Below are 21,794 nucleotides of genomic sequence, written 5' to 3' on the forward strand. Positions count from 1 at the left end.
TTGCCCGGGAACTGCACATGAACCAAGACCACCCCGAATTCGACTCCGAAGACCTGTCCCAGAATCCACCAGAGACCGATCCGCTCAAGGCCGAGATCGAATCGCTGCGCAGCGAGATCGCCCTGGTCAAGGCCGACGCCCTGCGGGAGCGCGCCGACCTGGAAAACCAGCGCAAGCGCATCGCCCGCGACGTGGAAAACGCGCGCAAGTTCGCCAACGAGAAGCTGCTCGGCGAGCTGCTGCCGGTGTTCGATAGCCTGGACGCGGGACTCACCGCCGCCGGTACCGAGCCCAGCCCGCTGCGCGATGGCCTGGACATGACCTACAAGCAATTGCTCAAGGTGGCCGCGGACAACGGCCTGACCCTGCTCGATCCGGTCGGCCAGCCGTTCAACCCGGACCAGCACCAGGCGATCAGCCAGGGCGAGGCCGAGGGCGTCGCGCCGGGCCATGTGGTGCAGGTGTTCCAGAAGGGCTACCTGCTCAACGACCGCCTGCTGCGCCCGGCCCTGGTGGTCGTGGCCAAGCATGACTGAACCGCAGCGCCGGCTGAACTGCCAGGCGCAGGCATGAAACACAGATGTGCGCCGGTGGCTTGAACACCTGCGCACCACCCCCACATCTCAGCCAGACCCGGCGTCGCCGGACACAGCTACAGAATCATCAGGAGCGTATCCATGGGCAAGATCATTGGTATTGACCTCGGCACCACGAACTCGTGCGTGTCGATCATGGACGGCGGCAAGGCCCGCGTCATCGAAAACTCCGAGGGCGATCGCACCACGCCTTCGATCGTCGCCTACACCAAGGACGGCGAAGTGCTGGTCGGCGCTTCGGCCAAGCGCCAGGCCGTGACCAACCCGAAGAACACCTTCTACGCGGTGAAGCGCCTGATCGGCCGCAAGTTCACCGACGGCGAAGTGCAGAAGGACATCTCGCACGTGCCGTACGGCATCCTGGCGCACGACAATGGCGACGCCTGGGTGCAGACCAGCGACGGCAAGCGCATGGCGCCGCAGGAAATCTCCGCGCGCGTGCTGGAAAAGATGAAGAAGACCGCCGAAGACTTCCTCGGCGAGAAGGTCACCGAGGCGGTGATCACGGTGCCGGCGTACTTCAACGACAGCCAGCGTCAGGCCACCAAGGATGCCGGCCGCATCGCCGGTCTGGACGTCAAGCGCATCATCAACGAGCCGACCGCCGCAGCGCTGGCCTATGGCCTGGACAAGAACGGCGGCGACCGCAAGATTGCCGTGTACGACCTGGGCGGCGGCACCTTCGACGTCTCGATCATCGAAATCGCTGAAGTCGATGGCGAGAAGCAGTTCGAAGTGCTGGCCACCAATGGCGACACTTTCCTGGGCGGCGAAGATTTCGACAACCGCGTCATCGAGTACCTGGTCGATGAATTCAACAAGGATCAGGGTATCGATCTGCGCAAGGATCCGTTGGCGCTGCAGCGCCTGAAGGACGCCGCAGAGCGCGCCAAGATCGAGCTGTCGTCCAGCCAGCAGACCGAAGTGAACCTGCCGTACGTCACCGCCGATGCCTCGGGCCCGAAGCACCTCAACATCAAGTTGACCCGTGCCAAGCTCGAAGCGCTGGTGGAAGACCTGGTCAAGAAGTCGATCGAGCCGTGCCGCACCGCGTTGAACGACGCCGGCCTGCGCGCCAGCGACATCAACGAAGTGATCCTGGTCGGCGGCCAGACCCGTATGCCGAAGGTGCAGCAGGCGGTTGCCGATTTCTTCGGCAAGGAACCGCGCAAGGACGTCAACCCGGACGAAGCCGTGGCCGTGGGTGCGGCGATCCAGGGCGGCGTGCTGGCCGGCGACGTCAAGGACGTGCTGCTGCTGGACGTGACCCCGCTGTCGCTGGGCATCGAGACCATGGGCGGCGTGTTCACCAAGATCATCGAAAAGAACACCACGATCCCGACCAAGGCCTCGCAGACCTTCTCCACCGCCGAAGACAACCAGTCTGCCGTGACCGTGCACGTGTTGCAGGGTGAGCGCGAGCAGGCCCGCTTCAACAAGTCGCTGGCCAAGTTCGACCTGTCCGGCATCGAGCCGGCGCCGCGCGGCATGCCGCAGGTGGAAGTGTCCTTCGACATCGACGCCAACGGCATCCTGCACGTGTCGGCCAAGGACAAGAAGACCAACAAGGAACAGAAGGTCGAGATCAAGGCCGGTTCGGGTTTGTCGGATGAAGAGATCCAGCGCATGGTCGCCGACGCGGAAGCCAACCGCGAAGAAGACAAGAAGTTCCAGGAGCTGGTGCAGGCCCGCAACCAGGCCGATGGTCTGATCCACGCTACCCGTACCGCAATCACCGAGCATGGCAGCAAGGTCGGTGGCGATGTGATCGGCAAGGTGGAAGCGGCTCTGTCGGATCTGGAAACCGCCATGAAGGGCGACGACAAGGCGCAGATCGAAGCGCGCACCAAGACGCTGGAAGAAGCCGGCCAGTCGTTGTACGCAGCAGCTGCGGCAGCAGAGCAGGGCGGCAACGCCGATGCGGCCAGCGGCAACGCCCAGGCCTCCAAGGCCGCCGATGACGTGGTGGACGCCGAGTTCACCGAGGTCAAGGACGACAAGAAGTAAGCCGTGATTTGGGAGTCGGGAGTGGGGATCGGCAAGCGCTAAAGCTAGCCGTTCCCCATCCCGATATCCTTTACGCGTCGCGTCGCCAGGGCGGAACAGCACACGCTGTCCGCTTTTGCGTTTCAACGAATCTCAAATCACGAATCCCGAATCCCGGCTTATGAGCAAACGCGATTACTACGAAGTGCTGGGCGTTGCCCGTGGCGCCAGCGACGAGGAGCTGAAGAAGGCGTACCGGCGTTGTGCGATGAAGCACCACCCGGACCGCAATCCTGGCGATGCGGCTGCCGAAGCGGCGTTCAAGGAATGCAAGGAAGCCTACGAAGTGCTGTCCGATGGCAATAAGCGGCGCGCCTACGACGCGCACGGCCATGCGGCGTTCGAGCACGGCATGGGCGGTGGTGGCGGGCCGGGTGGCCCGGACATGGGGGATATCTTTGGCGATATCTTCGGCAATATTTTCGGCGGTGGCGCCGCCGGTCCGCGCGCTGCGCGACGTGGCGCCGACGTCGGTTACGTGTTGGAACTGGATCTGGAAGAAGCCGTCGCCGGTATCGAGCGCCGCATCGAGATTCCCACGCTGATCGAATGCGCGCCCTGCCATGGCAGCGGTTCGGAAGACGGCAAGGTCGAGACCTGCGGCACCTGCCATGGGCGCGGCCAGGTCCGCATCCAGCGCGGCATCTTCGCCATGCAGCAGAGTTGCCCGCATTGCGACGGGCGCGGCACGCTGATCCAGAACCCCTGCAAGACCTGCCACGGTGCCGGACGGGTGGAAGAAGACAAGGTGCTGTCGATCAAGGTGCCCGCCGGCGTGGATACCGGCGACCGGATTCGTCTTGCAGGCGAAGGCGAGGCCGGCCCGGCCGGCACGCCACCGGGCGATCTGTATGTGGAAGTGCGCGTGCGCGAGCATGCGATCTTCCAGCGCGACGGCGACGATCTGCATTGCGAGGTGCCGATCCGCATTTCGCAGGCGGCGCTCGGCGATACCGTGCGGGTGGCAACCCTGGGCGGCGAAGCGGAAATCCGCATCCCGGCCGAAACGCAGACCGGCAAGTTGTTCCGTCTGCGCGGCAAGGGCGTACGTTCGGTGCGCAGCCGCAGCGAGGGCGACCTGTATTGCCGCGTGGTGGTGGAAACGCCGGTCAATCTCACCGCCGATCAGCGCGAACTGCTGCAGCAGTTCGAAGCGACGTTCACCGGTGAGGATGCACGCAAGCATTCGCCCAAGTCGGCCACCTTCATCGATGGCGTCAAGGGGTTTTGGGATCGGATGACGTCCTGACCCAGGCGGCGTGATGTCACGATGGCCCGGCATGCGGCATGCGGCATGCGGCGCGTTGGGCTATTTTGGGGCTGCTCCGAAGGCCGCCCGTGATGCGGTCAATGTGTCGAGTTGCGGATGGAACGCGATGTCAGCGCGAGAATTGCCGGGCCAGCCGCGCGTGCGTTTCATTAGCGCCACCGCGTGAGATTGCCAGCGACATCTCCGCCCATCGCACGTGCGTCTTGAAGCGTCGCCATTGCCTTCAGGCGCAGCACGTTGTTGCCCGCAACGCGAGCAAAGCCAAGCCCTGATCGTGCGGTCGGGCCATTGGCCTGCAGCATCGGCCGAGCGCCTTTTAGCGTCTGACCTTGCTCAACGACGGTATTGCCAAAACTGCCGGTGACGTCGTTCATCCACGACATCCTTGCAAGGTTACGCGGATAATCGGTGCCCTCTTTTCCAGCACGGCCGCCCGCATGAGCGATGCAACCGACAGCCACCTCGTCCATGGTCGCCGCCAGCGTCCGGATGGCCCTTCGCCGATCGACGTGATCTCGGTGCAATCGCAATTGGTCTATGGCCATGCCGGCAACAGCGCTGCGGTGCCGCCGCTGCGCGCGCTGGGACTGCGTGTGGCCGAAGTGCCCACCACATTGCTGAGCAACGCGCCGTTCTACGCGACCCTGCGCGGGCGCATCCTGCCGGCCGACTGGCTGGCGGATTTGCTGCTGGGCGCCACCGAACGTGGCCTGCCGCAGCGTGCACGCATGCTGGTGTCCGGCTATTTCGGCAGCCTGGCCAACGGCGAAGCCTTCGCCGACTGGCTGGCGCAGACCTTGCCGCAGGCCCCGCAGCTGCGCTACTGCCTGGACCCGGTGATTGGCGACACGCACACCGGCCCATATGTGGAACCCGGGCTGGAGCGCGTGTTCGCCGAGCGTTTGCTGCCGCACGCCTGGCTGGTGACGCCCAACGCATTCGAGTTGGGGCGGTTGACCGGCTTGCCGAGCCTGCAGCAGGACGATGCCATCGTCGCCGCGCGCGCATTGCTGGCACGTGGACCGCAGTGGGTGCTTGCGCACAGCGTGGCCGGTGCCGCGGGCGAGCTGGTGACGTTGGCGGTCAGCGACACGGCGGTGTATCGCTGGGCCAGCCCGCACCTGCCGGTGGATGTTGCCGGTACCGGCGATGTGCTGATGGCGCTGCTGATCGGCCTGCTGTTGCGCGACGTGCCATTCGAGCAGGCGGTGGGCCACGCACTCAGCGGCGTGCATAGCGCGCTGGAAGCGACCCTGGCTGCGGGGTTCGAGGAGTTCGACGTGCTGGCAGCGGCGCCGGCCGCACTTGCCGCAACGCCACGATTTGCCGTCGAGCGCTTGGCATGATCGCACAGCCGGTGGTCGGCATCGTCGGCATCGCCGGTGCGTACGGGCGCTGGCTGGCACAGTTCCTGCGCACGCGCATGCAGCTGGAAGTGATCGGGTCCGATCCGGCCGACAGCGACAGCATGGATGAGGCCACGCTGGCGCAGCGTGCCGACGTGCTGATGTTCGCCGCGCCGATTCGCCATACTGCCGCATTGATCGAGCGGTATGTGGAACTCACCGGCGCACGCGCTGCAGCGCAGCTGTGGCTGGATGTCACCTCGATCAAACAGGCACCGGTCGCTGCAATGCTGACCTCGCAGGCGGACGTGGTCGGCCTGCATCCGATGACCGCACCGCCAAAATCGCCGACCTTGAAAGGGCGCGTGATGGTGGTCTGCCAAGCGCGGCTGCGACACTGGTCGGGATGGGTGCAGAGCTTGTGCAGCGCGCTGCAGGCCGAATGCGTGTACGCAACGCCAGAGCACCACGACCGCGTGATGGCGCTGGTGCAGGCGATGGTGCACGCCACTCACCTGGCGCAGGCCGGCACCTTGCGCGACTACGCACCGCTGCTGGGCGAGCTGCGCGCGCTGATGCCGTACCGCTCGGCGTCGTTCGAACTGGATACCGCAGTGATCGCGCGTATTCTTTCGCTCAATCCCTCGATCTACGAAGACATCCAGTTCGGTAACCCGTATGTGGGCGAGATGCTCGACCGGTTGCTGCTGCAGTTGCAGCAGCTGCGTGCCCTGGTCGGGCAGGGCGACGATGCCGCGCGTGCGCAGTTCCGCACCCAATTCCTGCACGACAACGCGCAAGCCCTGCAGCACGACGCGCTTGCGGCAGGCAATTACACCTACGAGCGCGTGGGCTATCTGCTGGCCGATCTCACCGAACCGCTGACTTTGAGCGTGTATCTGCCCGAAGACCAGCCCGGCTCGCTGCGTGCCTTGTTGCATGTGTTCGAGCGGCATGGGGTGAACCTGTCGTCGATCCACTCATCGCGCACGCCGGTTGGCGAGCTGCATTTCCGTATCGGCTTCGAGGTGGCAAGCGATCGTGCGGCATTGGCGCAAGCAGCGAGCGAGATCGATCGCAGTGGGATCGGTCGGGTGCTGGAGCGTTCCGGTGACTAGTGGCGCAACGAAGCCCGTTCCCGTCGCCATCGTTTCATCCACACAAGGTGTGGATGAAACTTGCACAAGCATGTGGATAACTGCGCGCAGCCCTTGCAGCGCAAGGGGTGTGCGGTGGCTGGTCAAAAATTGACCAGTGCCGTTTGAGGTGGCGAGCTGGACGACGTCGTCGTTTTTGGCAGTCGCGTCCCTGAATCGGCATCTTCTCCTCGTACACCCCGCGCCGCCCAACGCTGCAAGATGACGACGCGCGAGGTCTTGGGGCCGTTCCTAGAGTGCGGACAGGCGCAGCTCACCGCCGTCGGTGACGAAGCGCTGCCCCTGACGTTGCAGATGTCGGCCATCGGGAAGCTCGTAACGCGGCGCCGACTGTGGGGTTGCGCGGGGTTGTTGCTCGTCGCGAAATTCGATGATGACGTAAGGCTCGCCATCTGCGCCGATTGCGGGAAATTGCCGGAAAGACATACGCACCTCCGAAAGTTCCTAAGGTTGCAGTGCGGATCGCGATGGATCCGCACGCCCGGCGCGCGGGCCGGTACCGCGAGCATGCGCACGCAGGTGTTATCCAAACGTCGTCATGCGGTGAGGGATGCAGACCTGTTGGTTGAGCTCGTCAGGCGAGGCGAGGCGACGACGTGATTGTTCACGTCGACAAGCTGCCGTGCACGCGTGCGTTGCAGAGGCGGCTGCCTAGCAGCGAGGGAGCAGACAGCTGCAGCCTCGGGTTCGACAAGGCTTCAAGGGCGCTGAAGCGTCGCTGGGCACGACAGCCAGCCACCTGCGTGGCGGTTGAGTGCGTCCGCTGCGGAGGCTTTGCTTCAACCCACAGGATGCCAAGCAGCGGCATCGCGAGGTCGCTCGCACAACCGCGCAATTGCCCCGCATCACCGCGTCCGCCCGACGCGCAGCCGACCCATCAACGACTCAGCTGCAAGGCATCCCGGTCGGCGGTGGCCGCCGCCAGTTCGGCACGCGCGGAGGCGATGCGTGCCTGCGCATCGATCAGGCGTACGCGCGCGTCGTTGGCGGTTTCCTCGCGCTGATTGACCAGGAAAAAGTCACCCGAGCCCAGCTCGAAGCGCCGCCGCTCGGCGGCCGCCAGGCGGTCTGCCAGGCCGCGTTCCTCATCGGCGATCTTGGCCAGCCGTTCGGCGCCATTGAGCGAAATGACGATCGATTCGACCTCGATCGAAATCTGGTCGCGCAGAAAACGGCTGCGCTGATCCAACGCTTCGATCTCGGCGCGCGCTTCGGCCACGCGGCCCCGGGCGGCGCGGTTTTCCAGCGGCACGCTGAAACGAAAGCCGATGATGGCGTCGGTCAGCGACCGGTTCGGGCCGCCGACGCCGGGCGGGCCCAGATCCTTGCTGACTTCCACGCTGACATCCAGGCGCGGTTTGAGATCGTTCTGCGCCAGCATCAGCCGCGCGGTGGCCTGGTCGATGCGGGTCAGCACGGCGCGGTAGTCCGGGCGCTCCACCGGCGTGGTGATCTTGCTGGCGCCGGCCAGTCCTTCCAGCGCCGAGGTGTCGGCCGGCAGGCGTTCGGCGGAAACGACCAGCGGCATGCCGGCGTCGTCGCGCAAATACAGCGACAAGGCGTTGGCCGCGTTGGCGAAGTCCTGTTCCGAGCGGACCACCAAGGCGCGACGGCGCACCAGGTTCTGGTCGTTTTCGGTCAGCAAGATGGTGGGGCGCGCACCGAGCGTGACCTGGCGCGAAATCGCATTGCGGCGTTGCTCGGCCAGTTGCAGCAGCTCGTTGTAGGCGCGCAACTTCAGCCCGGCGGCGACCCAGTTCTGGTAGGCATCCACTGCGCGCCGCTGCACGCCGATGGCCACCATTTCCGCCTCGTACTTGGCCACATCGATGTCGGTGCTGGCGATGCTGCGCTTGGTGCGGCGTTCGTCGATCACGCGGTCGCGCAGCAGCGCGTACAGCGCGCCGACCTTCACTTCGCCGCCGCGATCGGTATAGGACTTGTCTTCGTAGATCGGGAAGGAGCCGCGCGAGGAGCGGTAGCCACCGTAGTAATAGCCGCCGTTCTCTTCGAAAGGCCGCTTGACCCCGGTTTCGATCGTACTGCCGTCGTAATAGCCGGCCTCGCGCGAGCGGCCTTCGATGTCGAACACCGTGTCGAAGGCGCCATCGGCCGAGATGCCCTTGCCTTCGGCCTGGCGCACCTTGGCCAGCGCTTCGACGATCTGCGGTGCCGAGCGTGCCGACGACTGCAGCACCTCATCCAGCGTCAGCGCAGCGGCCTGGGCGAATGCCGCACCGGGGCAGAGTGCGATCAACAGGACGACAAGACGGCCGATCATTTCTTGCCCGTCGCTTCGTCTTCGGACTTGGGTGCGGCCGGCTTGGCCTTGCCGTCTTCCTGCGTAGCCGCAGCCGGGCGCCGGCCGAATTCCAGCGGGAAGTTGTTGAGCTGGCGCCACAGCTCGTAGCCGACCTTGACCGTTTCGCCCTGCACCCAGCCGCGCACCTTGCCGCCCTGGCGGGCGAATTCCTGCGCCGGCCACGCCGGCTTGCCCGGCATCGGCTCCACCAGAATGCGGAACAGCCCATCGGGCGCGGCGTTGGGGTCGATGGCGCGCACCCGGCCGTCGAACATGCCGTGCGCCACCGACGGCCAACCGCTGAATTGAATCGCCGGCCAGCCTTCGAATTCCAGCCGCACCGGACGGCCGGGACGGATCAGCGGCACGTCGCGGCCGTCGATGTACAGCTCGACCGCGCGTTCCACCCGTTCCGGCGCGATCACCGCCAGCACGGTGCCCGGCGAAACCATGGCGCTGCCGCTGGCGGCATTGAGCTGCTGCACGCGGCCGTCGCGCGGGGCGCGGACCAGCTGTGCAGACTGGCGATTCAACTGGATGTCGATGCGGGTCAGCTTGGCGCGCGATTCGGCCAGCTTGGCGTCGGCTTCGGCTACTTTGATCTGGGTCAGCTCGTAGTCGCGGCGGCCGGCCAGGCCTTCGGCCAGCAATTGCCTGCTGCGCGCCACATCGATGCTGGCCACCGCGCGCGATTGCTGGATGGCGGCGATTTCCGCCTGCGCCTGCGCGCGCTCGCTGGCCAGGCGGGTGAGCAGGTCCGGGTCCAGATCGCCGACACGCGCGATCGGGTCGCCCTTGGCAACATGCTGGCCGTCATGCACGTACCAGCGCTCGACGCGGCCCGGCACGAAGGCGGTGACCGGTTGTTGCCGGTCGCTGGGATCCAGCGACACGACCTGGCCTTTGCCGCTGGCGGTCTGCACCCACGGCGCCAGTGCCAGGATCGCCGCAGCGATGCCGATGCCGATCAACAGCATCCAGGCGACCGCCTTGGCGATGCTGGGCGGTCGCATTGCCGCCAGGGTCGGGAAATGCGCCATGCGATCAGGGGCGTGCGGCATGCGGCACCTCCTGCGTGGATGCGATCAACTCGGCGCGTGTGGCGTAGCGTTGCTGGCGCTGCGGCTCCAGCCGGAACCAGCCATCCAGGGTGATGTCCTCCGGCCGCCCGGTGCACAGCAGCACGGTGGTTCCTGCATCCTTCAACCGTCGCAGAACCCGGGTCAGGCGCTCGGCCGGGATCAGGTCGTACAGCTGCGACAGCATCAGCACGCGCGGGCGCACCAACAGTGCATTGGCCAGCTTCAGCGCCATGACCTCGCCGATCCACAACGGGAACCCGGACGCGGCAAGCCGGGTGTCCAGGCCTTGCGGCAACGCGGCGATGCGCGCGCGCAAGCCCACCGCGTCGATGGCTTGCAGCATCGCTTCGGACGTCACATCGGCCGAGGCCATCGCCAGGTATTCGCGAATGGTGACCTCCACGATGGTCGGGCGGTCGAGCACGGTGACTTCCGAACGCAGCAGGTACATATCGAAGGTGGCCATGTCCGCGCCGCCCACCATCACCAGCCCGCGGTCGGGGACCACGTGGCGCTTGAGCACCATGGCCAGCAGGCGCTCGGCGCCGCCATCGGCCAGCGTGACCAACTGCTCGCCGGCTTCCAGCGCGAAATCGAAACGCGCGCCCTCGATCACCACGCCATCCAGGCGTACCCCGCTGTTGCGCGGCGCCTCGCCGGCGGCAAGCACCGGGCGCTCCTGGGGGATGGCGTACAGCAGCGACAACTCCTCCGCACTGGCCACCAGGTCGTAGAACATGTCCAGGTAGCTGCCCAACTGTGCGATGCCGTAGAACACCGCGCTCAGGATCAGCTCGGCTGCCACCAGCTGGCCGATCGACAGCTCGCCGCGCAGGATCAGGCTGCCGCCCAGTGCCAGCAGCGCCGCGCTGGCGACCGCATAGGTGAGCAGGAACGCCAGCGTCTGGGTGAAGGTGTAGCGGAAATGGCGCCGATGCCGGTCGACATAGTCGGCGGTCACCTTTTCCGAGCGATCCATCGCAAAGTTGAGATGGCGGCTGGATTTATAGAACCCGTTGGAGCCGCCGACGCTTTCCAGCCAATGCGCGGCATTGTGCTTGGCCTGGCTCAGTTCGACCGCCGAGCGGATCGAGCCGCGCGACCAGATCATCCAGATCGAGAAGATGGTCAGCAGCAGCAGCGCGTTGAAGCCGAGGAAAAACGGGTGATAGAAGCTGGTGACGATCAAGCCGACCGCCGACTGCAGCACGATGGTGAACGCACCGACCGCCAGGCTGGGCACTGCCTTTTGCACCACCACCAGATCGAAGTAGCGGTTGAAGACATCGCCGCGGTTCTGGTCGGCGAAGAACGGGTTCTGTGCATGTACCGCGCGCACGGTGATCTCCGCCACCACGCGTGCGAACAGGCGACGTTCGAACAGCGCCATCACCCACACCCGCATCGCGCTGAGTGCCGCCACCAGCAACAGCAGGCCCAGCAGCAGGCCGGACAACGTCCACAGCGGCGTGGGCAGCGCGGTGTTGGCAACGCTGTTGATCAGCAACTGCACCGAGATCGGCGTGGCCAGCGAGAGCAGGCTGATCGCAACGCCGTACACCAGGGTCAGGCGCACATACGGCATGTCCGGTCCGACAATTTCCGTCAGCCAGCTCGCCGCTTCCCGCCATCCAATCCGCTTGGCCGCCATTCGATATCCGTTGATGAGTTCAGTGAAGCATTGACGAGTTGCCGGCCCGCAAACAAGGCCATGGCGCTTATTCGGCACATAGGATTTTCCTATGCAGCCACCGCGCGCAGCAGATTGGCGATCAAACCGAAGGCCGGTGCGCGACCGGCACCCTGGCGCCAGAGCAGACCGATCTCCCTATAGTAGCGCCCGCCTTTGACCGGCCGAACCACCACCTCGTCGCCTTCGCGGATTTCCTGGCGCACGTACAGGTCCGGGAGCAAGGCAAGACCCATGCCCATGCCGGCCATCTGGCGGATCGCGTCCAGGCTGGTGCCTTCGTAATCGCGCAAGACATTGGCGCCCACATCCATGGCGATCGCGGCAACCTGTTCTGCCAATCGGTATTCCGGCATCAAGGTCAGCAAGTTGGCGCCGCGCAGATCGGCCGGGGTGATGCAGACCTTGGTGCGCAGCGGATGATCGGCAGCCATGGTCACATGCAGCAATTCGCGAAACAGCCGCTCGCTGTGCAGGCCGCGGCCGGCCACCGGCAGTTGCGCGAGGACAAGATCGTGCGTGCCGTTGCTCAGGTCGGCGGCGAGTGCGGTTGGCAGGCCTTCGCGCACATGCACGCGCAGGGCCGGATGCTCGCGATGCAAACGTGCCACCAGGCTGGGCATCAGATAGGCGCCCAGCGTGGGCGAGACGCCGAGGCGGATGGTGCCGATCAAGGTATCGGCGGCGGTGGCGCGGACCTCTTCCAGATCGTTGACATCGAGCAGGATGCTGCGTGCGCGGTCGAGCAGATCGCGCCCCAGCGGGGTCAGGATCGCCTGCGTGCCGCGCTCGAACAGCGGCGCGCCGATGATCGCTTCCAATGCGCGGATCTGCTGCGACAACGATGGCTGCGAGACGCCCATCTGCTCGGCGGCGCGGGTAAAGCTGCCGGTATCTGCCAGCGCGACGAAATAGCTCAGCTGGCGAAGGGTGGTTCTGGGGCGCGGCATGGGGTCACATCGGATTGCGTGGGAGCGCACGGCCGGCGTGGCCGGTGAGACCAGACAGGCGAAGTGGGGCTAGCGAGTGCAGCGGCAACTCGTCCGGCGAGGATGGACGAGCCGCGGTAACCGCAGTGTACGAGCGGTGCATGCCGATTCCGAGCACCGGCGCGCCCGCATCGCGGTGAGCGCAGTCGTTTCGCTAGGTGCGCCAGGTGCCATCGCTGGAACCACGGCGCCTGGCGGGGCTCATTGGTCGATGAACTGCAGCCGCGCCAGCTCCGCATACAGACCGCCTTCGGCGATCAACTGCGCATGCGTACCCTGCGCGACGATGCGGCCGGCATCCATCACCACGATGCGGTCGGCTTTGAGTACGGTGGCCAGGCGATGCGCGATCACCAACGTGGTGCGGCCTTCCATCAGCCGCTCCAGCGCCTGCTGCACGGCGCGCTCGCTGTGCGCATCGAGCGCGCTGGTGGCTTCGTCCAGCAGCAGGATCGGGGCATCCTTGAGCAGCGCACGCGCAATCGCCACGCGTTGCTGCTGGCCGCCGGACAGGCGCGTGCCGCGCTCGCCCAGTTCGCTGGCGTAGCCCTGGGGCAGGGCGCGGATGAAGACATCGGCTTCGGCCGCCGCCGCCGCCGCTTCCACCTCGGCATCGCTGGCGTGCAGGCGCCCGTAGCGGATGTTGTCGGCGGCGCTGGCGGCAAACAACGTGGGTTGCTGCGGTACCAGCGCGATGTGCTCGCGCAGCAGGACCGGGTCGGCGTCGCGCAGGTCGATGTCGTCGATGCGCACCTTGCCGCTGACCGGGTCGTGGAAACGCAGCAGCATCGACAGCACCGTGCTCTTGCCCGCTCCGGACGGGCCCACCAGCGCCACGGTTTCGCCGGGGCTGACATGCAGGTCGAACCCGTCCAGCGCCGGCGCGTCCGGGCGGTGCGGGTAATGGAAGACCACCTGGTCGAAATGGATCGCGCCGCGCAGCGGCTGCGGCAAGGCCTGCGGCGTGGCCGGCGCCACGATCAGCGGTTGTTCGTCGAGCAATTCACTCACCCGGCCCATGCCGCCGGCGGCACGCTGCAACTCGTTCCAGACCTCGGCCAGTGCACCGACCGAACCGCCGCCGATCAGCGCGTACAGCACGAATTGGCCCAGCGTGCCGGGCGTCATGCGGCCAGAAATCACATCGTGCGCGCCCAGCCACAACACCGCGACGATCGCACCGAAGATCAGCATGATCGCCACTGCGGTCACGGTGGCCTGGGTGCGGATGCGCACCTTTGCGGTGTCGATGGCGGTCAGCAGTGCCGTACTGAAACGTTGGCTTTCGTAACGCTCGCGCGCATGCGCCTGCACGGTGCGCACGGCGCCCAGGGTTTCGGCCGCCAGCGTATTGGCGTCGGCCACGCGGTCCTGGCTTGCGCGCGAAATCTTCTGCAGGCGGCGTGCGCCCAGCACGATCGGCAGTACCGCCAGCGGGATGCCGATCAAGGTGAAGCCGGCCAGACGCGGGCTGGTGACGAACAACATCACCACGCTGCCAATGACCGTTGCCACGCTCCGCAAGGCCACCGACATGGTGCTGCCGATCAGCCCACGCAGCAATTCGCTGTCGGCCGACAGGCGTGACACCAGTTCGCCGCTGCGGCTGCGGTCATGAAATCCGGCGTCCAGGCCGATCAGGTGTGCGTACAGCCGGCCACGCAGGTCGGCGACCACTTTTTCGCCCAGCAGTGCGACGAAATAGAAGCGGGCAGCGGTCGCCACCGCCAGCACCACCGAGACTACGAACAACAGCGCGAACGCCTGATTGATCTGCGCATCGCCGGAGAAGCCTTGATCGATCATGCGCTTGACCGCTGCCGGCAGGCTCAGTGTGGCGGCAGCGGAAATCGTCAGCGCGACCATCCAGGCAACGAACAGGCCGCGCTGGCGTTGGATGAAGGGCCACAAGGTGCGCAGGCTGCCCAGCTTCCGCAACGGGCTGGGACGTGCAGCGGCTGGCTGGGTCATGCGGCTTCCGGGGTTGAGAGGTGGACACGATTGCGAGTGGCGTCGCACAGGCGGGTTTTCAAGCCGGCGAGCTGATCGGCAGGCAGTTGCACACGCAACGCTGCACCTTCGGCGTCGAAGCGTTCGTCCAGTTTGTCGGCATGGAAGGCCGCCAGTGCGGCGTGCACCAGGCCCAGATCGTCGAACCGGCACTGCACCTGCACCCGCGACAACGCGATCAATGGCTGTCGCGTTGCCAGCCGAAGGCACTCGGCCGCGGTACCGCCGTAGGCACGCACCAGCCCGCCGGCCCCGAGCTTGATGCCGCCATACCAGCGCGTGACCACGACCACCACCCGATCGAAGCCCTGGCCGTCGATGGCGGCCAGGATCGGCCGGCCGGCGGTGCCGCTTGGCTCGCCGTCGTCGCTGGAGCGGTAGTCCTGCCCGAACCGGTAGGCCCAGCAGTTGTGGGTGGCATCCGGCACTGCCACGCGCTGCACGATCTCCAGCGCATGCGCGGGAGTCTCCAGTGCGGCAGCGCGGGCCAGAAAGCGACTGTGCTTGATGTCCAGGCTGTGGTGCGCGTCAGCGGCGAGGGTATCGAGCATCGCCGCCATTCTATGCGAGGCGGTGTCGCGGGTTGCTGCGGCCATCGTGACTGCCGTTGCAAGCTGGCAGATCGAGGCGATGTTGTGCGACCGCGCTGCGCGCGGTCTGAACCTCGCCGTGGAGTGCGTCGCTGGCCGCCATCGCGCTGGTCGATGCCGTGGTGATGCGCGCAGTGCCCCGCCGCGCGGATGCATGCAGTGCCGCAGCGTCGAAGAGACGGGGCGGCTAACGCTTACACCAGGGTGGAGCGACGCTTCTCGTCGATCCACTTCGACGCCTGCGCCGGAGTGTAGTGCTGCATCCATTCGAGCATCTGCTCGATATCGGCGCCGTACCACAGGTCGGCGCGCTGGTCTGGATGCAGGAAGCGCTCTTCGACCATGCGGTCGATCATGCCAATCAGCGGTGCGTAGAAACCTTCGATGTCCAGAAAGGCGCACGGCTTGTTGCCGATGCCGAGCTGGCGCCAGGTCAGCATCTCGAAGATCTCTTCCATGGTACCGAAGCCGCCGGGCAGGGCCACGAACGCATCGGACAGCTCGAACATGCGCATCTTGCGCTCATGCATGGAGCCGACGATTTCCAGCGTGGTCAACCCGCGGTGCGCCACTTCCCAATCGGCCAGTTGCTGCGGGATCACCCCGGTCACTTCACCGCCGGCCGCCAGCACTGCATTGGCCACGGTGCCCATCAAGCCAACGTTGCCGCCGCCGTACACCAGGCGCAGGCCCTGCTTGGCGATGCGATCGCCCAACGCAATCGCGCGCTCGACATAGGCGGGTTTGTTGCCGGCATTGGAGCCGCAGTAGACGCAGATGCTTTTCATGGGAACCGGAATCGGGAGTGGGGAATCGGGAATGGGTCAACGCAACTGCAGAAGCCGGAACGCATGACGCCGGACCTGGGTCCGGCGTCAGCATGAAGAGTGAAGTGATGGGAGCGCTTCTACGATTCCCGATTCCCCACTCCCGATTCCCGACTTAATTGGCCTTATGAATCGCGCGCTTGCTCACCGCCATCGCGGCATCGTGGATCGCTTCGGACAGCGTCGGGTGCGCGTGGCAGATGCGGGCCAGGTCGTCGGCCGAGCCGCTGAACTCCATGGTCAGCACGCCTTCGTGCACCAGCTCGGAAACGCCCACGCCCACCAGGTGCATACCCAGCACGCGGTCGGTTTCGGCATCGGCGATCACTTTGACGAAGCCGGCCGGCTCGCCCATCGCCACCGCGCGACCGATCGCTGCGAACGGGAAGCTGCCGGCCTTGTAGGCGACGCCCTCGGCCTTGAGCTGCTGCTCGGTCTTGCCGACCCAGGCGATTTCCGGCTCGGTGTAGATGACCCACGGAATGGTGTCGAAATTGACGTGACCCGGCAGGCCGGCGATCAATTCGGCCACCGCGATGCCTTCCTCGAAGCCCTTGTGCGCCAGCATCGGGCCGCGCACGCAGTCGCCGATCGCCCACACGCCATCCACGCCGGTGTGGCAATGCCCGTCGACCTCGATCTGGCCGCGGTCGGTGACCTTGACGCCCGTGCCGTCGGCCAGCAGGTTCTTGGTGGCGGCCTTGCGGCCCACGGCCACCAGCAGCTTGTCCACGGTCAGGGTCTGCTCGCCGGTCGCGTCGGTGTAGCTGAGCACCACCTGCTTGGCGTCGTCGCTGCCGGTGATCTCGGTCTTGCCGACCTTGGCGCCCAGCTTGATGTCCAGACCCTGCTTCTTGAATTCCTTCAAGGCGGTCTTGGCCACTTCGGCATCGGCCAGGGCCAGGAAGTCCGGCAGCGCTTCGAGGATGGTCACCTCGGCGCCCAGGCGCTTCCACACGCTGCCCAGCTCCAGGCCGATCACGCCGGCACCGATGACGGCCAGACGCTTGGGAACGGCGGTGAAATCCAGGCCGCCGACGTTGTCGACGATGGTGTCGCCGTCGAACTTGGCGAACGGCAGTTCGATCGATTCCGAACCGGCCGCCAGGATCACGTTGGTGCCCTTGAGCTCGATCTCGCCGCCTTCATGCTGGGTCACCTTGACGATGTTGCCCGGCTGCAACTGGCCGAAGCCGTAGTACGGGGTGATCTTGTTGGCCTTGAACAGCATCGCGATGCCGCCGGTGAACTGCTTCACGATCTTGTCCTTGCGGCCGATCATGGTGGGCACGTCCATCTTGGCGTCGTTGAAGCTGATTCCGTGGTCGCCGAACAGGTGGCCCATGTTCCAGAACTGGCGCGAGGAATCCAGCAGCGCCTTGGACGGAATGCAGCCCACGCGCAGGCAGGTACCGCCCAGTGCCGGCTTGCCGTCCTTGCCCAGGGCCGCGTCGATGCAGGCGACCTTCATGCCCAGCTGCGCCGCACGGATGGCGGCGTGATAACCGGCCGGACCGGCACCGATGACGACGACGTCGAATTGTTCGCTCATTTCATTTGCTCACGGGAATGGGGAATAGGGAATGGGGAATCGCAATAGCGCACGCGCCCTTGGCGTCCCATCCAGGTCCAGGCGGGAATGGAGCGGTCCATGGGCGCTTGTCCCATTCCCGTATCTCCATTCCCGATTCCCGGCGCTTACAGGCCGAACAGCATGCGGCCCGGGTTTTCCAGCTGGTTCTTGATGTCGACCAGGAACTGCACCGAGTCCTTGCCGTCGATGATGCGGTGGTCGTAGGACAGCGCCAGGTACATCATCGGCGCGATCACGACCTGGCCGTTCTCGGCGATCGGACGTTCCTTGATCGCGTGCATGCCCAGGATGGCGCTCTGCGGCGGGTTGATGATCGGGGTGGACAGCAGCGAGCCGAAGGTGCCGCCGTTGGTGATGGTGAAGGTGCCGCCCTGCAGGTCGTCCAGGCCCAGCTTGCCGGCGCGCGCCTTGGCGGCGTAGTCGGCAATGCCTTGCTCGACATCGGCGAACGACTGGCGCTCGACGTTGCGCAGCACCGGCGTGACCAGGCCCTTGTCGGTCGACACCGCGATCGAGATGTCGCTGTAGCCGTGATAGATGATGTCGTCGCCGTCGATCGAGGCGTTGACCAGCGGGAAGCGTTGCAGCGCGTTGGCGGCAGCCTTGACGAAGAAGCTCATGAAACCGAGCTTGATGCCGTGCGCCTTCTGGAACTCGTCCTGCAGCTCCTTGCGCGCGGCCGACACCTTGGCCAGGTTGACTTCATTGAAGGTGGTCAGCATCGCGGTGGAGTTCTTGGACTCCATCAGGCGCTTGGCGATCGTCTTGCGCACGCGGGTCATCGGCACGCGCTCTTCCGGGCGGGCACCAGAGGCCTTGCCGACGCCGCCGGCCTTGGCGAAGTTGACGATGTCTTCCTTGGTCACCGCGCCACGACGGCCGGTGCCTTCGACCTGCGAAGGATCCACGCCCTGGGTGATCGCGGAGAAACGCGCGCCCGGCGGCAGCGAATCGGCAGCGGACTTGGAAGCAGCAGGCGCCGCGGCGGCTGCCGGTGCCGGAGCGGCAGCCGGTGCCGCAGCAGTCGCAGCCGGGGCAGCGGCCTGCTTCTCTTCAGCTGGTGCCGCCGCAGCCACAGCGCCTTCTTCGATGATCGCCAGAATCTGGTTGCTGGTGACCGTGCTGCCGGTTTCGAACTTGATTTCCTTCAGTACGCCGTCGACCGGCGAAGGAACTTCCAACACGACCTTGTCGGTTTCCAGGTCGACCAGATTCTCGTCGCGCTTGACCGCTTCGCCGGCCTTCTTGTGCCAGCTGGCGATGGTGGCGTCGGAAACGGATTCGGGCAGTACCGGAACTTTGACTTCGGTGGCCATTCGGGGAGCGTCCTAGGGTTTTCGTTCTTTGGGGAAGAGGAGTTATTCAGCGACTTGGTCGTTGAACGGGTTGAGCAGCGCATCGGCGACCAGCTTCTGCTGCTCGATGATGTGGTCGGCCATGTGGCCGGCGGCAGGCGAGGGCGAACGGGCACGGCCGGCGTAATGCAGGCTCTGACCGCCGGCCAGGCAGAAGTTGAGGTGGTGGCGGATCTGGTACCACGCACCCTGGTTCTGCGGTTCTTCCTGGCACCACACCACATCGGTGGCGTTGGCATAGGCCTTCAGTTCGGCCGCCAGCTGCGCGCGCGGGAACGGATACAGCTGCTCCACGCGCAGGATGGCGACATCGTCCTGGCCACGCTTGGTCTGGTCTTCGAGCAGGTCGTAATAGACCTTGCCCGAGCACAGCACCACGCGCCTGACCTTGGCCGCGTCGGCCTTGGCGTCCGGGATCAGATGCTGGAACTGCCCGTCGGCCAGTTCTTCCAGGCTCGACACCGCCAGCTTGTGGCGCAGCAACGACTTGGGCGTCATCACCACCAGCGGCTTGCGGGTCGTCATGCGCATCTGGCGGCGGATCATGTGGAAGCACTGCGCCGGCGTGGTCGGCACGCAGACCAGCATGTTCTCCAGCGCGCACAGCTGCAGGAAGCGCTCCAGACGTGCGGAGCTGTGTTCCGGGCCCTGGCCTTCGTAGCCATGCGGCAGGAACAGCGACAGGCCCGCGATGCGGCCCCACTTGGCCTCGCCGGCGGCGATGAACTGGTCGATCACCACCTGCGCGCCATTGGCGAAATCGCCAAACTGCGCTTCCCAGATGCACAGCGCATTCGGGTCGGTGGTGGAGTAGCCGTATTCGAAGCCCATCACCGCTTCTTCGCTCAGCAACGAGTCGATGACAGTGGCGTCTTCCGGGTTCTGCACCAGTTGGCGCAGCGGCAGGTAGTAGTCGTCGGTCTTCTGGTCGTGCAGGATCGCGTGACGGTGGAAGAACGTGCCGCGGCCGGCGTCCTGCCCAACCAAGCGCAGCTTGTGGCCTTCGGCCAGCAAGGTGGCGTAGGCCAGGTTCTCGGCAAAGCCCCAGTCGCCGAGCTGATCGCCGGCGGCCATCTTGACGCGATCTTCGTAGATCTTCGCCACGCGGGCGTGCAGTTCGACGCCTTCGGGGATGGTGGTGATCAGCTTGGCCAGGCGGTCCAGCTGGTCGCGCTTGACGCGCGTGTCCACCGGATCGGCAGCGGTGCCGACCAGGTACCTGGACCAATCGATGGCGAATTCGTCCGGCTTGCGCTTGGCCAGTTCGGTGGTGTACTCGCCCGAATCCAGCTTGTTGCGGTAGCCGTCCACCAGCGCCTTGGCCTCGTCGGCGCTCAGCACGCCTTCGCTTTCCAGCTTGGCGGCGTACAGCTCGCGGGTGGTCTTGTGCTTGCGGATGGTCTGGTACATCACCGGCTGGGTCGCTGCCGGTTCGTCGGCTTCGTTATGGCCCCAGCGGCGGTAGCAGACCAGGTCGATGACCACGTCCTTCTTGAACTGCTGGCGGAACTCATAAGCCAGCTTGGACACGAACATCACCGCGTCCGGATCGTCGCCGTTCACGTGGAAGACCGGCGCGCCGATCATCTTGGCCACGTCCGTGCAGTACAGCGTGGAGCGGGCGTCGTCGCGGGTGCTGGTGGTGAAGCCGATCTGGTTGTTGACGACGATGTGCACGGTGCCGCCGACCGCGAAACCGCGCGCCTGCGACATCTGGAACAGCTCCATCACCACGCCCTGGCCGGCGAATGCGGCATCGCCGTGGATCAGGATCGGCAGCACGCTCTTGCGCTCGGCATCGCCGAAACGCTCCTGGCGCGAACGCACGCTGCCGACCACGACCGGGTCGACGATTTCCAGGTGCGAGGGGTTGAAGGCCAGCGCCAGGTGGACCTGCTTGTCGGTGCCCACCGCGATATCGGCCGAGAAGCCCATGTGGTACTTGACGTCGCCGGTGTGCGCACGGTCGTCATGGGCATGCTCGAACTTGCCTTCGAATTCGTCGAACAGCTTGCGCGGGTTCTTGCCCAGCGTATTGACCAGCACGTTGAGGCGGCCGCGGTGGGCCATGCCGATCACGATGTCCTTGACCTGATCGTTGCCGGACTGGCGGATGATCTCGTCCATCATCGGGATCAGCGAATCGCCGCCTTCCAGCGAGAAACGCTTCTGGCCGACGTACTTGGTGTGCAGGTAGCGCTCCAGGCCCTCGGCAGCGGTGAGCCGCTCCAGGGTGCGCTTGCGGCTGGCCGCATCGCCGGCAATCTTGCCGCCGGCGTCTTCCAGGCGCTTGTAGATCCACTGGCGCTGATCGAACTCCTGGATGTGCATGAACTCGGCGCCGATGCTGCTGGCGTAGGTCGCCTTCAGGCGCGTCAGCAGATCCTTGAGCTTCATCCGCGGCTGGCCGCCGACACCGCCGGTGCTGAACTCGCTGTCCAGATCGGCCTGGGACAGGCTGTGGAACGGCAGGTCCAGGTCGGGCGGGTTGACCGGCGGGACCAGGCCCAGCGGGTCGAGCTGGGCGCCGAGGTGGCCACGGGCGCGGTAGGCGGTGATCAGACGGCCGACATTGCGCTCGCGCTCGTCACTGGCGCCTGCGCCGGTGCCGGCATTGGCAGCCTGCTTGGAGGCGGCGAGGATGTGGGCGATGGCCGCCGAGTGCGGCACATCACCGGCACCGCGACCTTCGAAACCATCGAAGTAGCTCTTCCACTTCGGATCGACACTGTCCGGGGCGACGAGGTACTGCTCGTACAGATCCTCGATATAGGCGGCGTTGCCGCCGGCGAGTTGCGATGACTGCGCGAACTGCTTTAGGAGATTATCCACGATGGTAAGTCGGGTCTGCTGTGGGGATGATTGTGCGGAAGCGGCAGGGCGAGATGCCCTATCGGTCGGTCTCAAATCTCGAAAAATTATACCCCCTTGCGCTAGTGA

Annotated in this window: 17 protein-coding genes; 5 read left to right on the forward strand and 12 right to left on the reverse strand. The window is 65.7% G+C overall.

Annotated elements, in window-relative coordinates; all coding sequences use genetic code 11:
- Positions 1-17: 17 nt before the first annotated feature.
- The 3 genes from grpE to dnaJ all read left to right on the forward strand — a co-directional run bounded on the left by grpE (position 18) and on the right by dnaJ (position 3,891).
- A complete protein-coding gene (gene grpE / locus AMD14_RS08235; RefSeq protein WP_003483633.1) occupies positions 18-536 on the forward strand; it encodes a nucleotide exchange factor GrpE in 519 nt (172 codons plus the stop codon).
- A 141-nt stretch (positions 537-677) separates the two neighbouring features.
- Complete coding sequence (gene dnaK, locus AMD14_RS08240; protein ID WP_003483635.1) at positions 678-2,603, forward strand: molecular chaperone DnaK; 1,926 nt, start codon at positions 678-680, stop codon at positions 2,601-2,603.
- A 160-nt stretch (positions 2,604-2,763) separates the two neighbouring features.
- Positions 2,764-3,891, forward strand: a complete 1,128-nt coding sequence (dnaJ, locus tag AMD14_RS08245) for a molecular chaperone DnaJ (RefSeq protein WP_003483637.1) — start codon at positions 2,764-2,766, stop codon at positions 3,889-3,891.
- 170 nt (positions 3,892-4,061) lie between these two features.
- Here the strand turns inward: dnaJ and AMD14_RS23080 are convergent, their stop codons facing one another.
- Positions 4,062-4,286 (reverse strand): hypothetical protein, encoded by a 225-nt coding sequence (locus AMD14_RS23080; RefSeq protein ID WP_015463029.1) that lies wholly within the window; start codon positions 4,284-4,286, stop codon positions 4,062-4,064.
- A 63-nt stretch (positions 4,287-4,349) separates the two neighbouring features.
- Here AMD14_RS23080 and pdxY point away from each other — a divergent pair, with 63 nt between their 5' ends.
- Both pdxY and AMD14_RS08255 read left to right on the forward strand, forming a co-directional pair.
- On the forward strand, positions 4,350-5,258 hold the full coding sequence (pdxY, locus tag AMD14_RS08250; RefSeq protein ID WP_011050976.1) for a pyridoxal kinase: 909 nt from the start codon (positions 4,350-4,352) through the stop codon (positions 5,256-5,258).
- The gene (locus AMD14_RS08255; protein ID WP_011050977.1) at positions 5,255-6,376 is read left to right on the forward strand and encodes a prephenate dehydrogenase; all 1,122 of its coding nucleotides are present in this window, start codon (positions 5,255-5,257) and stop codon (positions 6,374-6,376) included. The genes pdxY and AMD14_RS08255 overlap by 4 nt, the downstream gene beginning before the upstream one ends.
- A gap of 270 nt (positions 6,377-6,646) precedes the next feature.
- Here AMD14_RS08255 and AMD14_RS08260 read toward each other — a convergent pair whose 3' ends face one another.
- The 11 genes from AMD14_RS08260 to AMD14_RS08310 form a co-directional block, all read right to left on the reverse strand.
- Complete coding sequence (locus AMD14_RS08260) at positions 6,647-6,841, reverse strand: hypothetical protein (RefSeq protein WP_003483645.1); 195 nt, start codon at positions 6,839-6,841, stop codon at positions 6,647-6,649.
- Between the two features lie 451 nt (positions 6,842-7,292).
- Positions 7,293-8,696, reverse strand: coding sequence for a TolC family protein (locus AMD14_RS08265; protein WP_011050978.1), 1,404 nt, complete (start codon positions 8,694-8,696; stop codon positions 7,293-7,295).
- Entirely contained in the window at positions 8,693-9,778 is a 1,086-nt protein-coding gene (locus tag AMD14_RS08270) for an efflux RND transporter periplasmic adaptor subunit (protein ID WP_005913738.1), read from the reverse strand. The genes AMD14_RS08265 and AMD14_RS08270 overlap by 4 nt, the downstream gene beginning before the upstream one ends.
- A complete protein-coding gene (locus tag AMD14_RS08275) occupies positions 9,762-11,450 on the reverse strand; it encodes an ABC transporter transmembrane domain-containing protein (RefSeq protein ID WP_005913740.1) in 1,689 nt (562 codons plus the stop codon). The genes AMD14_RS08270 and AMD14_RS08275 overlap by 17 nt, the downstream gene beginning before the upstream one ends.
- An 89-nt stretch (positions 11,451-11,539) precedes the next feature.
- Complete coding sequence (locus tag AMD14_RS08280; protein ID WP_011050980.1) at positions 11,540-12,439, reverse strand: hydrogen peroxide-inducible genes activator; 900 nt, start codon at positions 12,437-12,439, stop codon at positions 11,540-11,542.
- Positions 12,440-12,679: 240 nt separating this feature from the next.
- Positions 12,680-14,449, reverse strand: a complete 1,770-nt coding sequence (locus tag AMD14_RS08285) for an ABC transporter transmembrane domain-containing protein (protein WP_005913744.1) — start codon at positions 14,447-14,449, stop codon at positions 12,680-12,682.
- Complete coding sequence (locus AMD14_RS08290; protein ID WP_005913747.1) at positions 14,446-15,048, reverse strand: IMPACT family protein; 603 nt, start codon at positions 15,046-15,048, stop codon at positions 14,446-14,448. The genes AMD14_RS08285 and AMD14_RS08290 overlap by 4 nt, the downstream gene beginning before the upstream one ends.
- Positions 15,049-15,272: 224 nt before the next feature.
- Complete coding sequence (locus AMD14_RS08295) at positions 15,273-15,866, reverse strand: LOG family protein (RefSeq protein ID WP_003483660.1); 594 nt, start codon at positions 15,864-15,866, stop codon at positions 15,273-15,275.
- A gap of 154 nt (positions 15,867-16,020) precedes the next feature.
- Entirely contained in the window at positions 16,021-17,457 is a 1,437-nt protein-coding gene (gene lpdA, locus AMD14_RS08300; protein WP_011050983.1) for a dihydrolipoyl dehydrogenase, read from the reverse strand.
- Between the two features lie 146 nt (positions 17,458-17,603).
- Positions 17,604-18,815: a dihydrolipoyllysine-residue succinyltransferase gene (gene sucB / locus AMD14_RS08305; protein WP_011050984.1), complete on the reverse strand. Its 1,212-nt coding sequence runs from the start codon at positions 18,813-18,815 to the stop codon at positions 17,604-17,606.
- Positions 18,816-18,857: 42 nt separating this feature from the next.
- The gene (locus AMD14_RS08310; RefSeq protein WP_005919841.1) at positions 18,858-21,686 is read right to left on the reverse strand and encodes a 2-oxoglutarate dehydrogenase E1 component; all 2,829 of its coding nucleotides are present in this window, start codon (positions 21,684-21,686) and stop codon (positions 18,858-18,860) included.
- Positions 21,687-21,794: the final 108 nt, after the last annotated feature.

Source organism: Xanthomonas citri pv. citri (genome assembly GCF_000961215.1).
Lineage (GTDB): Bacteria > Pseudomonadota > Gammaproteobacteria > Xanthomonadales > Xanthomonadaceae > Xanthomonas > Xanthomonas cissicola.

Excerpts from the sequence above, each read along its gene's own strand:
- AMD14_RS08275 (WP_005913740.1), bottom strand. The coding sequence starts at position 11,450 with ATGGCGGCCAAGCGGATTGGATGGCGGGAAGCGGCGAGCTGGCTGACG.
- dnaJ (WP_003483637.1), top strand. The coding sequence starts at position 2,764 with ATGAGCAAACGCGATTACTACGAAGTGCTGGGCGTTGCCCGTGGCGCC.
- AMD14_RS08285 (WP_005913744.1), bottom strand. The coding sequence starts at position 14,449 with ATGACCCAGCCAGCCGCTGCACGTCCCAGCCCGTTGCGGAAGCTGGGC.
- AMD14_RS08270 (WP_005913738.1), bottom strand. The coding sequence starts at position 9,778 with ATGCCGCACGCCCCTGATCGCATGGCGCATTTCCCGACCCTGGCGGCA.
- AMD14_RS08280 (WP_011050980.1), bottom strand. The coding sequence starts at position 12,439 with ATGCCGCGCCCCAGAACCACCCTTCGCCAGCTGAGCTATTTCGTCGCG.
- sucB (WP_011050984.1), bottom strand. The coding sequence starts at position 18,815 with ATGGCCACCGAAGTCAAAGTTCCGGTACTGCCCGAATCCGTTTCCGAC.
- AMD14_RS08295 (WP_003483660.1), bottom strand. The coding sequence starts at position 15,866 with ATGAAAAGCATCTGCGTCTACTGCGGCTCCAATGCCGGCAACAAACCC.
- AMD14_RS23080 (WP_015463029.1), bottom strand. The coding sequence starts at position 4,286 with ATGAACGACGTCACCGGCAGTTTTGGCAATACCGTCGTTGAGCAAGGT.
- AMD14_RS08265 (WP_011050978.1), bottom strand. The coding sequence starts at position 8,696 with ATGATCGGCCGTCTTGTCGTCCTGTTGATCGCACTCTGCCCCGGTGCG.
- dnaK (WP_003483635.1), top strand. The coding sequence starts at position 678 with ATGGGCAAGATCATTGGTATTGACCTCGGCACCACGAACTCGTGCGTG.
- AMD14_RS08290 (WP_005913747.1), bottom strand. The coding sequence starts at position 15,048 with ATGGCGGCGATGCTCGATACCCTCGCCGCTGACGCGCACCACAGCCTG.
- AMD14_RS08255 (WP_011050977.1), top strand. The coding sequence starts at position 5,255 with ATGATCGCACAGCCGGTGGTCGGCATCGTCGGCATCGCCGGTGCGTAC.
- grpE (WP_003483633.1), top strand. The coding sequence starts at position 18 with ATGAACCAAGACCACCCCGAATTCGACTCCGAAGACCTGTCCCAGAAT.
- lpdA (WP_011050983.1), bottom strand. The coding sequence starts at position 17,457 with ATGAGCGAACAATTCGACGTCGTCGTCATCGGTGCCGGTCCGGCCGGT.
- pdxY (WP_011050976.1), top strand. The coding sequence starts at position 4,350 with ATGAGCGATGCAACCGACAGCCACCTCGTCCATGGTCGCCGCCAGCGT.
- AMD14_RS08260 (WP_003483645.1), bottom strand. The coding sequence starts at position 6,841 with ATGTCTTTCCGGCAATTTCCCGCAATCGGCGCAGATGGCGAGCCTTAC.